We start from the raw sequence: 13,395 nt of genomic DNA, 5'->3' as shown, positions 1-13,395 counted from the left end.
CATGTAGGAGCGGACGATGTCCGCGATACGCGAACCCCACGCCCGTTGCCATCCTGCGGTGCCATGACGTACGCCAAAACCAGGCATGACGCTGCGGCCGATGCCGTGCGTCGCCCTGCGGCAACGTTGCGCGCGGGCTGCGGTGCATAGCCGACGCGATAGCCCACCGTTGACCCGCAGCGGGCAGGGCGTGACTGGCTCACGCTAGGTCCATGAAACCTCACTGCCACGGCGCTTCACTGATTGAATCACTGACTGCCTTGTCGGTGTTTGCCGTCGGCAGCGCGGCCAGCGGGGCGTGGTTCCATGCGTCGATGGCCATGGATGCGGCGGCATCGCGCACGATGGCCACCGTGACTGCCATCGCCGATCTGCGCGAGCGCATGCGCGCCAATCCGCTCGGTGTGTCAGGTGGTTCCTACAACGCCACCACGCCATCGATCGCCGATTGCGCGGCTGGCTGCACGCCTGTCCAGCTTGCCGCCGACGACCTCGCCCGGTTCCGTGCCAGCCTGCGTCGGCACGTCGGATCGTCCACGGTGTCTGTCGTCCGTTGCGAGGACATCTCGGGCTGCGTCGTGCGTGTCACGCTCGGCCGCCATGTCGTCGCCGCCACATCGTTCCGGCCGTGAGCCAGCACGGGTCTAGCCTCGTGGAACTGCTGGTCTCGCTCGCCGTGGCGGGCATGGTGGCAGCGGTCGTCGCGACGGGGGCAGGGGCGGCCGGTATGGCGTCGCGTCGTCATCTCGATCGGGTCCAGCGCGAGGATGCCGCGCGTATGGCGCTGGCCGTGCTCGCGGAGGATCTTGCCAACTCGTCCCGGTGGCTTGCCTGCACGGAGGCAAGGGACTGCGATGTCACCGTCAGGCATCGCCCGTATCGGTCGTATCTGCTGCACACGGACGTCGCGGACTGGTTGGTCGGTGACGGGCTGCGACGGTGCGTGAAGCAGTGCGAGTCACTGCTCGAGGGGATCGTTCGCCTCGATGTCGTGGCCGACCTGCCCGATGCTGCCGGGCAGGTGAGACGCCTTCCGTTCCAGGAACGTCACAGGGACACGGCACGCCTGCTGGAGGTAGGCGTGGTCCTCGCCGATGGCACGCGTTTTTCTCGCGTCGTGGCGAAACGCCAATGAAGCGTCCGCGTGGTTGCGTACTGGTCTTCGTCTTGGTCATGCTGGCCGCTCTCAGCCTGATCGGTGCAGGCTTGTCACGCGGTGCGGCCTCGCGGCGCCTGGCCGCCGCCGAATACCGGGACCGCGTCTGCGTCGCTGACGGATATGACCGGGCTCGCTGGCAGGAGGATGTCGCCGCATGCGACCATCGGTAAAGGCGCAACCGGCGCGTCGTCGTACATGAGGGTTCCATGGATCGCAGACGGTTTCTTCAGGGGGCGACGGTCGCTTCGGGCATGGCGTTGACTGCCAAGGGTTTGGCGGCGGATGTGGCGGGTACGGCGAAGCAGTCTCCGGCCGGCGGCACACTGCCGCGCGTGTGCTCCACCTGGGACTTCGGCGTGGCCGCCAACCAGGCCGCGTGGAAGGTGCTTGCCGCCGGCGGTCGCTCGCTCGATGCAGTCGAAGCCGGCGCACGCGTGCCCGAGGCCGACCTGCGCAACCACAGCGTGGGTCGCGCCGGCTACCCCGACCGCGACGGCAAGGTCACGCTCGATGCCAGCATCATGGACGAGAACGGCAACTGCGGCGCCGTCGCGGCCATCGAGCACATCGCGCACCCCATCTCCGTCGCGCGCCGCGTCATGGAGCGCACGCCGCACGTGCTGCTGGTCGGCGACGGCGCACTGCAATTCGCGCTCGAGCAGGGCTTTCCCCGCGAGGAACTGCTTACGCCCGAGTCGGACAAGGCCTGGCACGAGTGGCTGAAGTCGGCGAAGTACAAGCCGGTGGCCAACAGCGAAGTGAAGAGTTACAACGCCGGTCCAGGCGGCACGCCGGGCGACGCCAGCAATCACGACACCATCGGCATGCTGGCCATCGATGCCAAGGGCAATCTTTCCGGGGCCTGCACCACCAGCGGCATGGCGTGGAAGCTGCACGGCCGTGTCGGCGACAGCCCGATCATCGGCGCAGGCCTGTATGTCGACAACGACGTCGGCGGAGCCACCTCCACCGGCGTGGGCGAGGAAGTCATCCGTAATGTCGGCAGCTTCCTGGTCGTCGAACTGATGCGCCAGGGCCGCTCACCGGAGGACGCCTGCCGCGAGGCCGTGGAACGTATCCTCCGGCGCAAGCCGCAGGCGAAGGATCTCCAGGTCGGGTTCCTCGCGCTGGACAAGAAGGGCAACGTCGGCGCGTGGTCGATCCAGAAGGGGTTCTCTTACGCGGTGTGCGACGCAGCGAAGCAAGATGCCCTTTATCCCGGCAAGAGCACCTACTGAGATGGCCTTGCTCGAAGTGGCAGCCAATTCCGTCGCCTCGGCGTTCGCCGCACAGGAAGGCGGCGCCGGGCGCATCGAACTGTGCGCCAGCCTGGACGAGGGTGGCGTAACCCCCTCGCACGGCACCATCGTCCTCGCGCGCGAGGGCCTGACCATCCCGCTTTATGTCCTCATCCGGCCGCGCGGGGGCGACTTCCTCTACGAGAACATCGAGATCGAGTGCATGCTCGACGACATCGAGCACTGCCGCGACCTGGGCTGCGACGGCGTCGTCGTGGGGGCACTGACCGCGGAGGGCGACGTGGATACCGAGGCGTGCGCCTTGTTCGTGCGTGCGGCGGGCAGGATGGGTGTCACCTTCCATCGTGCCTTCGACCTGGTGCCCGATCGCCGGGAAGCCCTGGAAACCATCATCGATCTCGGCTTCGAGCGGGTGCTCACATCAGGCGGCATGCAGAGTGCCGTGGCGGGCGCGTCGTCGATCGCCAAGCTGGTTACGCAGGCCGGCGATCGCATCGTGGTGATGCCCGGTGCAGGCATCGAGCCAGGTAACGCCGCCAACCTGCGGGCGGCGACGCGTGCGCGGGAATTCCATGCGTCGGCGAAGCAGCGCCTGCCTTCCGGCATGCGGTCGCCGACCGACGCACTGGGCATGGGCGCAGGCGAGACGCGTACCGACGTGGACACGGTAAGGGCCATCGTCACCGCGCTGGCGTAGGAGCCCACGATGTGGGCGGGCGAAGGAGCCCACGATGTGGGCGAACCCTCAGCCCACCTACAGCGAACGAGGCCATGCACAACATCTCCAGGCCAGCGCTCTAGACCTTGACCGGCAAAAGTCCACCCGGCGTCACCGCGACGATGCGGCGGCCGGGCGCGGGTGGCGTCTCGTGCAGGCCGGTGAGGGTGCCGAAGGCGGGCAGCATGCCGACGTGGCGGTCGAAGACGAAGGCGGGCAGGCGATGCTTGCGCCAGCCGTCGCGCACCACGACGCCTGGGTGCACGTGGCCTGATAGCGTGTATCCGTCGGCATGCGGCTCGGGATGGTGGGCCAGCACGAACGGCGGCGCATGCATGCGATCCGGCCGCACCTCCACGCCCAGCGTGCCCACGTCGAAGTGCCGGTCATGGTTGCCGGCAACAAGGATCATCGCCACCCCGGCATGTGCCTCGCGCCAGGCGCGCACACGCGACACCCACGCGCTGCGTTCCGTCGCGGCGCCGTGCACCATGTCGCCCAGTACGACCAGGGTATCGGGCTGGAACGTGGCGATCAGCGCGTCCAGGCGTGCCAGGTCGTCGTCGGTGTCGCCGCTGGGTACCGCGATGCCGGCGCGGCGGAACACCGCGCCCTTGCCGAAATGCACGTCGGTGACCATCAGCATGCGCCGTGCCGACCAGTGGATCGCACGTTCGCCATGCAACGTCAGCCTTTCGCCGGCCACCTCGATGTCCAGTGTGTTCATGGTCCGGCCCCGGCTTCCAGCTTGGCCAGCATGCGTTCGACACGGCTCTTCCAGTCGTCCGCGGCGATACCGCCACGCAGTCGCTCCACCCACAGCGGAAACGCCAGTGGGCTGAGCCGCCTGGGCTCGTTAAACAACAGCTGCGAGCGCGCAATTCGCACCAGGCAATGGCGCAGGCGCGTGTAATCGAGCTGCTGGTCGAGCACTTCGCGCTCGGCCTGCCAGAGCAAGGGATGCTGCGGATCGTGGCGGCGCAGCACGTCGTAGAGCAGTCCGCTGGATGCCTGCAACTGGCGCATCGTCTTGTTGTGCGCCGGATAGCCGTTGAAGACCAGCCCGGCGACGCGGGCAATCTCGCGGAACTGTCGCTTTGCCAGCTCAGACAGGTTGACGCTGGCACGGATGTCACTGCGCAGGCCTTGCGGATGGAGCAGGATGCGCATCGCTTCCGCATCCAGTGCGGGCATGCGCGCGGCCGTGATCGTGAGCCCGTAGTCGTTGACGGCGTAGCCGTAGTCGCCCGGCTGGATGCGGGCGAGGCGCAGCGCGAGCACGGCGGCCAGGCCCTCGTGCGCCAGCCGGCCCGCGAAGGGGTAGACGAACAGGTAGTCGCCCTCGCGTGTACGTGTGCGCTCGCACAGGGTGGCATCCATGGACGGCACGCTGGATTGCCGGCGCTGGATGTCCAGCAAGGGGGCAAGGGCGCGCATCTCGGCTTCCCGTCCTTCGCCGGCCAGCGTGCGGCGCAGTTCGTCGGAAAGCTCGCCCGACAGCGGCAGCCGACCGCCCATCCAGCGCGGTACGCCACCGCGGCGATTGGGTGCGGGGCGCACGTAGGCGGTCATGTCGCGTACGCGCACCAGTTCGAGGTGACGGCCGGCGAAGAGGAAGCGATCGCCGGGACGCAGGCGGGAGAGGAAACTTTCCTCGACGGTGCCCAGACGCGCGCCCTTCATGTAGCGCACGGCCAGGCTGCCGTCGGAGGTGATCGTGCCGATGGACAGCCGGTGCATGCGCGCGACGCGTCCGCTCTCGACGTGGAAGCGGCCTTCCTTATCGGCCAGCTTGCGGTACTCCGGATAACTGGCCAGCGCCGAGCCGCCGGTGCGCAGGTAGGCCAGCACGGCGTCGAAACGCTCGCGTGGCAGCGAGGCGTAGGCCAGCGACGAGGTGATCTCCGCGTAGGCCTCGTCGGCCGTGAAGCCTCCGCCCAGCGCCATCGTCAGCAGGTGCTGGGCCAGCACGTCCAGGCAGCCGCGCATCGGGTGCCGCGGCTCCAGGTGACCTTCGGCCAGTGCGCGTCGCGCGGCGGCGATCTCGGCCAGCTCGAGCAGGTGGGTGGGTACGCACAGAATCTTCGAAGGCAGCCCCGGCCGGTGGCCGCTGCGCCCGGCGCGCTGGAGAAGGCGGGCGACGCTTTTCGGGCTGCCGATCTGGATCACACGTTCCACGCTGGCAAAATCCACGCCCAAGTCGAGGCTGGACGTGGCGACCACGCAACGCAGTGCGCCCTGGCGCAGGTTTTCCTCGGTGGCCAGGCGCAGCTTCGGATCGATCGAGCCGTGATGAAGCGCCAGCGATTCGGGTGCCTCCGGCCATACCGAGGCCAGCGCTTCGTGCCACAGCTCCGCCTGCGAGCGCGTATTGGCGAAGACCAGGCTGCTGCGGGCGTCCAGCACGGCTTTCAACACACGCGGCAGTTGGGACAGGCCGAGGTGTCCAGCCCACGGGAAGCGCTCGCCGCCTTCCGGCAGGGCGGTCTCGATCACGGTCTTCTTGCGGCCACCGCCACCGATCAGCACGCCGTCGCCGGACAGCGCGTGCAGGGCTTCGTCCAGGTTGCCGAGCGTGGCCGACAGGCCCCAGGTGCGCAGCTGCGGCAGCCAGTGGCGCAGGCGCGTGAGCCCCAGTTGCAGCAGGATGCCGCGCTTGTTGCCGAGCAGTTCATGCCATTCGTCCACCACGATGCCGCGCAGCGAGGCGAACCGTTCGCGCGCATCCGGGTAGCTGAGCAGCAGGGCGAGGCTTTCCGGCGTGGTCACCAGCAGCTCGCAGGCCCCCCGGCGCAGGCGGGCACGCTCGGCACTGCCGCTGTCGCCGGTGCGGCGAAGCACGCGCCACGGCAGCTCCATCGCCTCGACGGCGGCGGTGAGATGCTGCGCGGTGTCGGTGGCCAGCGACCGCAGCGGCGTGATCCACAGCAGTTGCAGCCCGGTCTGCGGCCGCAGCACCGCGTCGATCAGCGGACCGCCGGCCGCGGCCAGGGTCTTGCCGGTGCCGGTGGGTGCATGGATCAGGCCGTTACGGCCTTCGGCCCATGCGCGCCATGCCGCGCGCTGGAAGGCGGCGGGTTTTCGCTCCTGCGTGGCGAACCACGCGACGAGGCGCGCCTCAGCCCGCCGCCAGGCGGCGGAGGTCGTCGAGTTTATCGGCATCGCGGATTGCCAGATCGGTGCGCCAGCGGAGGATGCGCGGGAAGCGCACGGCCACGCCGGCCTTGTGACGGCCGGAGGCCTGGATCGCCTCGAAGGCGAGTTCGAAGACATGCGTGGGTTCGACCGAGCGTACGGGGCCGAAACGGTCGATGGTGTGGGCGCGGATCCAGCGATCGAGCCGGCCGATCTCGGCGTCGTCCAGGCCGGAATAGGCTTTCGCGACAGGGACCAGCGTCTCGCCATCCCACACGCCGAAGGTGTAGTCGGTGAACAGGCCTGAGCGTCGGCCATGGCCTGGCTGGGCATAGAGCAGCACGGCGTCCACCGTGTATGGCTCCACCTTCCACTTCCACCAGTCGCCTCGCTTGCGGCCGACGCGATAGGGCGAGTCGCGCCGCTTCAGCATCAGGCCCTCCGTGCGCCGCTCGCGCGATTCGGTGCGCCATTGCGCCAGTGTCGTCCAGTCGCTTGCGCGCACTTCGGGCGACAGCGCCAGCGTGGGGCCATGCGATGCGATGAGGCGTTCGAGCAGCAAACGTCGCTCCGCCAGCGGACGCTCGCGCAGGTCCTGCCCGTCGAGTTCCAGCAGGTCGTACGCCATCAGGCGCACCGGCGTGTCGGCCAGCAGCTTCGGGCCGGGCTTGAGCTTGCCGATACGTTTCTGCAGGGCGGCGAACAAAAGCGGATGGTCCTCGTCCGGCGCCCAGGCCAGGATCTCGCCATCGATGACGCAGCCATCGGGCAGGGCGGCCGCAGCCAGCTCCAGTTCCGGAAAGCGGCCATCCATGCGCTCCTCGCCGCGCGACCAGATAAGTGCACCTTCGGCACGGCGCATGAGCTGCGCGCGGATACCGTCCCACTTCCATTCGGCCAGCCAGCCGTCGATCGCACCGAGCGCATCGACGTCCTGTTCCAGCGGCGAGGCCAGGAAAAAGGGGTAAGGACGTTCACCCGCGTGTTCGTCGTCGCGCTCGGGTCCGGCCAGTGCACGAAACGCGTCCGCACTGGGTTTCCACGTGCCGCTCATGCGGTGGGCGATGAGGTCGGTTGCAAGCTCCGACCACTGCGCCAGCGCCTGCACGACCAGTCGTTGCGACACACCGACACGCAGCGACCCGGTGAGCAGCTTGTTGACGAGGAAGATCTGTTCCTTCGGGGTGGACCGCCACCACTCGCGCAGCATGGCGATCCGCTCACCGGCCTCCAGCTTGCCCAGCGAGGGCAGGCGCGCCTCCATCCATACGTGCAGGGCGGTGTCCTCGCCTTCGTCGTCGTCGGTACCGGGCAACATCAACGCGATGGTCTCGGCCAGGTCGCCCACATGCTGGTAACTGTCGTCGATCAACCAGTCGGCATACCCGGTCTCGATCGCCAGCGCGGTGCGCATCTCGGTCGAGCTGGCGGTGCGCTTCAGCTTGCCGCCGCCCAGCACGTACACCGCCCATGCCGCGTCTTCCGCGGGCGCATCGGCGAAGTAGGCCGCCATGGCCTCGCGCTTGGCGGTCGTGGATGCCGTCCGGTCCAGCGCCTCGAACAACCGGGCGAAGCGGCGCATCAGTCGCCTTCCTCGCTGCTGCGCTCGTCGGGCATGCTGCCGCCCAGGGAGCGCAGCGCACGCGCGTCGTGACCCTTGTCGCGCAGGTAACGGATCAACGCCTCGCCGTCGCCGTGGGTCACGTAGATACGCTTCGCGCCGCAATCCTCGACGCTGCGGATGAGCCCCGGCCAGTCGGCGTGATCGGAGACGATGAAGCCGCGATCGTAGCCACGCCGGCGCCGCGCCCCGCGCACCTGCATCCACCCCGAGGCAAACCCCGTGGACGCTTTACCGAAGCGTTTCATCCAGGGGGCGCCAGCCGCGGAGGGCGGCGCCATCACCAGTTCACCCGCGAAGTCGCGGCCCTTGGCCGAGTCGCTGACCGGCTGGGTGGGGACCATGCGGACACCCGCGTCGCGATAGGCCTCGACCAGTCGTACCATGGCACCGTGCAGGTGCACCGTGCGATCCGTGCGCAGGGCCAGTTCGGCGAGGATGCGCTGGGCCTTGCCCAGGGCGTAGCAGAACAGTACCGCGGGCACGCCGCGTGCCGCGCACTCGTCCAGCCAGGCCAGCATCTCGTCGATGACACGGGACATCGGCGGCCAGCGGTAGATCGGCAGGCCGAACGTGGATTCGGTGACGAATATGTCGCACGGCACCGGCTCGAACGGTACGCAGGTCGGGTCGGGATCGCGCTTGTAGTCGCCGGAGACCACCGCAATCAGGTCGGGCGTCTCGATGCGGATCTGCGCGGCGCCCAGCACGTGGCCTGACGGATGCAGCGAAATCACAGTGTTGCCGAGCGTGAAACGCTCGCCGTAGGCATATTCCTGGATGACCGACGCGGCACCAAGCCGCTCACGCATCAGTCCGCCGCCGGCTCGCGCCACGTGGTAGAGGCCGCTGCCGGAGCGCGCATGGTCGCCGTGGGCGTGCGTCACCACCGCCCGCGGCACCGGCTGCATCGGATCGATGTAGAAATCGCCGGCAGGGCAATACAGGCCCTGGGGGCGGGGTAGCAGCACGTCGCTGTCCATCCGCCGACGTTAGGTAGCCGCGCGTCAACGCGACGTGCGCACGCCGGAAACGCGATGGCTCAGGTGACGAACTGCAACCGCGCCAGTTCCGCGTAGAGGCCACCCTCGCGCAGCAGCGATTCATGCGTGCCTTGCGCGATGATGCGGCCACCGTCCATCACCACGATGCGGTCGGCACGCTGCACGGTGGCCAGGCGATGCGCGATCACCAGGGTGGTGCGGCCCTTTTCCAGTCGTTCCAGCGCCTGCTGGATGGCCGCTTCCGACTGTGCGTCGAGGGCGGAGGTGGCCTCGTCCAGCAGCAGCAACGGCGCATCGCGCAGGATCGCCCGCGCGATGGCGATGCGCTGCTTCTGTCCACCGGACAGCCGCACCCCGCGCTCGCCCAGCGCCGCGTCGTAGCCGTCGGGCAGGGCGGCAAGGAAGCCGTCGGCTTCGGCAAGGCGTGCGGCCTCGCGCACTTCGTCGTCGGTCGCGTCCTCGCGGCCGAAACGGATGTTGTCGGCGGCGCTGCCGCCGAAGATCACGGTCTCCTGCGGCACCAGGGCGATGGCGCCGCGCAGTTCCGGCAAGGCCAGTGCGCGCAGGTCGACGCCATCCAGGCGGATGGACCCGGACACCGGGTCGTGGAAGCGCAGCAACAGGCTCAGCACGGTGCTCTTGCCCGCACCCGACGGCCCCACCAGCGCCACGGTTTCGCCCGGCGCGATGCTCAGGTCGAAATCCGACAGCGCCGCCACGTCGGGACGTGACGGATAGCGGAACTGCACGTGGTCGAAACGCAAGGCGCCGGTGACGGGCGTGGGCAGCGGTTCCGGCGCGGCGGGCGTGGCGATGGTAGCGGTTTCGGCGAACAGCTCGCCGATACGCTCCATCGCGCCGGCGGCACGCAGCACGTCGCCCCACACCTCGGAAAGCCCGGCCACGGACCCGGCAGCGAAGATCGCATAGAGCACGAACTGGCTGAGCACGCCTGGGGCGAGCTCGCCCGCGATGACGTCGCGCGCGCCGGCCCAGAGCACCAGCGTGATCGCGCCGAAGATCAGCACGATCACCGCCGCCGTGAGCAGCGAGCGCATGCCGATACGGCGACGCGCCGTGGCGAGCGCCAGGGCGATCGCCTCCGAGTAGCGCCGGCTTTCGGTGGGCTCGCGCGCATAGGCCTTGACCGCCTGGGCCGCGTTGAGGGTTTCGTTGGCGACGGCCGCCGCATCCGCGATGCGATCCTGGCTGGAGCGTGACAGCTTCTGCACGCGACGACCGAACACCAGGATGGGCAGCATCACGGCAGGAATGACCAGGGCGGTGAGCCCTGCCAGGCGCGGGCTGGTCCAGGCCATGGCCACGGCGGCGCCGATCAGCATGACCGCGCTGCGCAGCGCCACGGAAATGCCGGAGCCGATCAGGGTCTGCACCACCTCGGTATCCGTACCCAGGCGCGAGGTGAGTTCGCCCACGCGGGTGCTTTCGAAGAATCCGACGTCCAGGCCGATGACGTGGCGGTACAGGGAGCTGCGCAGTTCGGCCAGCGAACGCTCGCCCAGCAGCGCGATGCAGTAGTAGCGGGCCGCCGTGGCGATGGCCAGTACGATGGCGACGCCGAACAGGCCCAGGAAGGTGCCGTTGATGGAGGCCAGGTTGGAGGCAAGGAAGCCGTGGTCGATGATGTGTCGCACGGCGACGGGCAGGGTGAGCGACGCGCCGGAGGATATCCCCAGGAACACCAGCCAGCCGATGGCCAACCCCTTGTGCGGACGGAGGAATGGCCAGAGGTTGCGGAGCACGCCGACCTTCTTCGACTTTTCCCTGCGCTCGACCGTCATGCGTGATCCATTCTGTGAGTCATCCGCCACCGGATGGGGCCGGGCGAGGGCGTATTCAACGTGCGGGCGCGGCTCAGTCGACGCGCCTCGGCGCGATCCGGCCGCGCGAGAGGTCCACGATACGCGCCGCGAGCGCATCCAGGCGATCCAGCGGCGCACTCACGACCAGGTCGGCACCGTCGGCCACGAAGGTTTCGTCCTCGACCGTTCCTTCCATGTCGCGTATCCGTGCCGTGACCAGGGCCAGCTCGGCAAAGTCGCAGTGCAGGCCCAGCCGGCCGACCGGGACGATCGGCGTGCGCGGGGCCAATCGCAGGCACTCGGCCGCGCTGCCGCCGTAGGCACGGGCGAGGCCGCCCGCGCCCAGCTTGATGCCGCCGTACCAGCGCGTCACCAGCACGGCCACGCGGTCGCAGCCCTGTCCGTCGATCGCCTGCAGGATGGGACGTCCGGCCGTGCCGCCGGGTTCGCCATCGTCATGGAAGCGGTAGGCGTCGCCCACCCGGTAGGCCCAGCAGTTGTGCGTGGCGTTCGCATCACCGGCGGTCGCGAACCAGGCGAGAGCATCTTCCGCCGACGCCACGGGGGCGGCCTGGGCGAGGAAACGGCTTTTCCTGATGTCTTCCTCATGCCGCCACGATGCGGCGAGGGTATCCAACGGCACACTCATGGGTGGATATCGAGCAGGTCCTGGGGCAGGTCGTAACGGGGGTGCTGGCGACGGAGGTCACGCAGCTGGCGCAAGGCCTCGGCGCGTTCACCGCGCCCGAGCAGCCGGCGGATCTCGCCGACGGCATCGTCCGGTGGCAGCACGGGTGTCGCAGGATACCGCGCTTTGTCCCGCGGCGTGCCATCGCCCGCCCGCGTTGCGCTGCGGGGTGAAAGGCCGGACAAGGGTGCCGCGCTGGAAGGTGGCGGCGTGCCGGCCGCAGGCGCGCCGCCGACAGGGGCGCGGCTTTCGACGGCGGGTGTCGCCCGCGGCGGCACGCTTCCCGCCGGTGAGATGCCGGGCGATCCCGACAAGGCCCCCTCGGGACGCAGCTCCAGCGGTCGGGCATCGCGCGTGCGCCAGGCGAGGCCCCCCACGAGGGTCAGCACGAGCACGATGCCCGCACCGGCGATCCAGAGCCAGCGTCGCGACATGCGTCAGGCCCGCGAGGTGGCAGGGCGGGGTTCGACGGCGCCGCCGACACGGTTGCGCCCGGCTTCCTTGGCCCGGTACAGGGCGCGATCCGCGGCATTGAGCAGATCGAGCGGACCGCTGTTCGCGGTCGGATGCATCGCCGCTGCGCCGATCGTGATGGTCAATATCCCGAAGGGACTGGTCGGGTGCAGGATCGCCTGGGCCTCCACCTGGGAACGAAGATCCTCGGCGAGCGCCAGCGCATCGTCCAGCCGCGTGCCGGGGGCCACGACCGCGAACTCCTCGCCGCCGAAGCGGGCGATGAAGTCGCTGGGACGCAGGCCGCGTGCGGTCAGCGTGTCCGCCAGCGCACGCAGGCAGTCGTCTCCGGCGAGGTGGCCGTAGCGGTCGTTGTATTCCTTGAAATAGTCGACGTCCATCATCAGCAGGGCGATGGGTTCGCGCTGGCCGGGGCGGTGCCACTCGCGCAACAGCCGCTCGTCCAGCGCGCGCCGGTTGGCCAGGCCGGTAAGACTGTCGATGAATACCAGCCCCTGCAGTTCCTCGCGGCTGCGTGAGAGTCGGTACTCTTCTTCCACCAGGTCCACCTGCGCCAGGGTGCCGCGCAGGCCGATGCCGATGACCGCGGCGATCGCCCCCGCGATGCCCAGCGAGGGATAACCGGGAATGACCATCAGGCCGAAGCCGAGCACGCTCATGGCCAGGAAGGTGGGGCTGGCGCTCTGCACGAAGCGGACGAGGTAGACCGGCGCGTGCCAGTGCCTTTGCGGCAGGCGGGCCGCCATCGTCGTCACGAGCGCAAGGAAGGGCACGTCGAGCAGGACATCCCACAGGGACGTGCCGAAATTCGGGTTGCCGCCGAGTGCGACGAAGTGGTTGTAGAAGAAGCCGGCTAGCGCATAGGTGACGAAGAAGGCGGTGACCGAACGGAAGAAGGCGTGGTCGTCGGCGCGGTCCGTGGCCAGGAAGCGCAACGATGCCGCCACCGCGAGGCAGGCGTTCTCGAAGTCGAGCATGTAGGCCACGTCGATGGCTTGTTGCGGCCCTATGGCGCCCTGGAGGGAAACGATGGAGAAGGTGCGCACGTAGAACAGCACGCCCAGCAGGGCCGCCAGTACCAGGTCGATGCCCAGCGCCCAGTACTTGCGGGCCGCCACCGGCGCGGACGATACCGCCACCAGCACCGGCAGTACGTAGAGGATGTAGAAGAACATGCTGTCGCCGGGTGCCAGGTTGGCGTTGTCCAGCGTGTAGTCCTGCCGGGCGGACAATCCCATGCCGATGGTCCAAAGCAGCAGGCTGGCCGTGAGCAGCCACCAGCGGCGGTCGCCGGGCGTGCCCGAACGCCGGAACGCGCGCACTGTGCCAGCCACGGCCAGCGACGCCACGGCGAAAAAGAACACGTAGGACACGGTCATGCCGCGCGAGGGCATCAGCGCAAGGCCGGCAACGTGGGCCGCGACGATGAGGACCGCGGCGATGAGCGCTTTCATTGGCGTGCTTCTCCCGGCCTGCGACGCAGTAGTGGTAACGGCAGGCATGAGGGAAGATTG

At 69.0% G+C, this 13,395-nt stretch carries 13 protein-coding genes; 5 read left to right on the top strand and 8 right to left on the bottom strand.

What is annotated here, in order from left to right; translation table 11 throughout:
• The first annotated feature begins 212 nt into the window (after positions 1-212).
• From ACVKN3_RS02625 to ACVKN3_RS02605, 5 genes are read left to right on the top strand one after another with little or no spacing between them, the layout of a single operon-like run.
• Entirely contained in the window at positions 213-632 is a 420-nt protein-coding gene (locus ACVKN3_RS02625) for a hypothetical protein (protein ID WP_354512635.1), read from the top strand.
• Positions 629-1,135, top strand: coding sequence for a prepilin-type N-terminal cleavage/methylation domain-containing protein (locus ACVKN3_RS02620; RefSeq protein ID WP_285401482.1), 507 nt, complete (start codon positions 629-631; stop codon positions 1,133-1,135). The genes ACVKN3_RS02625 and ACVKN3_RS02620 overlap by 4 nt, the downstream gene beginning before the upstream one ends.
• The gene (locus ACVKN3_RS02615) at positions 1,132-1,329 is read left to right on the top strand and encodes a hypothetical protein (RefSeq protein WP_354512638.1); all 198 of its coding nucleotides are present in this window, start codon (positions 1,132-1,134) and stop codon (positions 1,327-1,329) included. The genes ACVKN3_RS02620 and ACVKN3_RS02615 overlap by 4 nt, the downstream gene beginning before the upstream one ends.
• Before the next feature lie 36 nt (positions 1,330-1,365).
• Entirely contained in the window at positions 1,366-2,397 is a 1,032-nt protein-coding gene (locus ACVKN3_RS02610; protein ID WP_354512640.1) for a N(4)-(beta-N-acetylglucosaminyl)-L-asparaginase, read from the top strand.
• Between the two features lies 1 nt (position 2,398).
• Positions 2,399-3,115, top strand: coding sequence for a copper homeostasis protein CutC (locus ACVKN3_RS02605; protein ID WP_354512642.1), 717 nt, complete (start codon positions 2,399-2,401; stop codon positions 3,113-3,115).
• Positions 3,116-3,215: 100 nt separating this feature from the next.
• On the opposite strand, the gene pdeM is transcribed toward ACVKN3_RS02605, so the two are convergent.
• From pdeM to ACVKN3_RS02565, 8 genes are all read right to left on the bottom strand, one after another.
• Positions 3,216-3,863 carry a ligase-associated DNA damage response endonuclease PdeM gene (gene pdeM / locus ACVKN3_RS02600; RefSeq protein WP_354512644.1) on the bottom strand — a complete coding sequence of 216 codons (648 nt, stop codon included), beginning with the start codon at positions 3,861-3,863 and terminating at the stop codon, positions 3,216-3,218.
• The gene (locus ACVKN3_RS02595) at positions 3,860-6,298 is read right to left on the bottom strand and encodes a ligase-associated DNA damage response DEXH box helicase (protein ID WP_354512646.1); all 2,439 of its coding nucleotides are present in this window, start codon (positions 6,296-6,298) and stop codon (positions 3,860-3,862) included. Before ACVKN3_RS02595 ends, pdeM begins: the two co-directional genes overlap by 4 nt.
• Positions 6,255-7,853, bottom strand: a complete 1,599-nt coding sequence (locus ACVKN3_RS02590; protein ID WP_354512648.1) for an ATP-dependent DNA ligase — start codon at positions 7,851-7,853, stop codon at positions 6,255-6,257. Before ACVKN3_RS02590 ends, ACVKN3_RS02595 begins: the two co-directional genes overlap by 44 nt.
• Positions 7,853-8,875 (bottom strand): ligase-associated DNA damage response exonuclease, encoded by a 1,023-nt coding sequence (locus ACVKN3_RS02585; protein WP_354512650.1) that lies wholly within the window; start codon positions 8,873-8,875, stop codon positions 7,853-7,855. Before ACVKN3_RS02585 ends, ACVKN3_RS02590 begins: the two co-directional genes overlap by 1 nt.
• Before the next feature lie 59 nt (positions 8,876-8,934).
• Positions 8,935-10,698 (bottom strand): ABC transporter transmembrane domain-containing protein, encoded by a 1,764-nt coding sequence (locus ACVKN3_RS02580; protein ID WP_354512652.1) that lies wholly within the window; start codon positions 10,696-10,698, stop codon positions 8,935-8,937.
• A gap of 73 nt (positions 10,699-10,771) precedes the next feature.
• On the bottom strand, positions 10,772-11,368 hold the full coding sequence (locus ACVKN3_RS02575; RefSeq protein ID WP_285401491.1) for an IMPACT family protein: 597 nt from the start codon (positions 11,366-11,368) through the stop codon (positions 10,772-10,774).
• Positions 11,365-11,841: a hypothetical protein gene (locus tag ACVKN3_RS02570; protein WP_354512654.1), complete on the bottom strand. Its 477-nt coding sequence runs from the start codon at positions 11,839-11,841 to the stop codon at positions 11,365-11,367. The genes ACVKN3_RS02575 and ACVKN3_RS02570 overlap by 4 nt, the downstream gene beginning before the upstream one ends.
• A 3-nt stretch (positions 11,842-11,844) precedes the next feature.
• Positions 11,845-13,335: a GGDEF domain-containing protein gene (locus ACVKN3_RS02565; RefSeq protein WP_354512656.1), complete on the bottom strand. Its 1,491-nt coding sequence runs from the start codon at positions 13,333-13,335 to the stop codon at positions 11,845-11,847.
• Positions 13,336-13,395: the final 60 nt, after the last annotated feature.

This window comes from Luteibacter sp. PvP120 (genome assembly GCF_054055715.1).
This window is presented reverse-complemented; position numbering and strand designations above follow the sequence as displayed.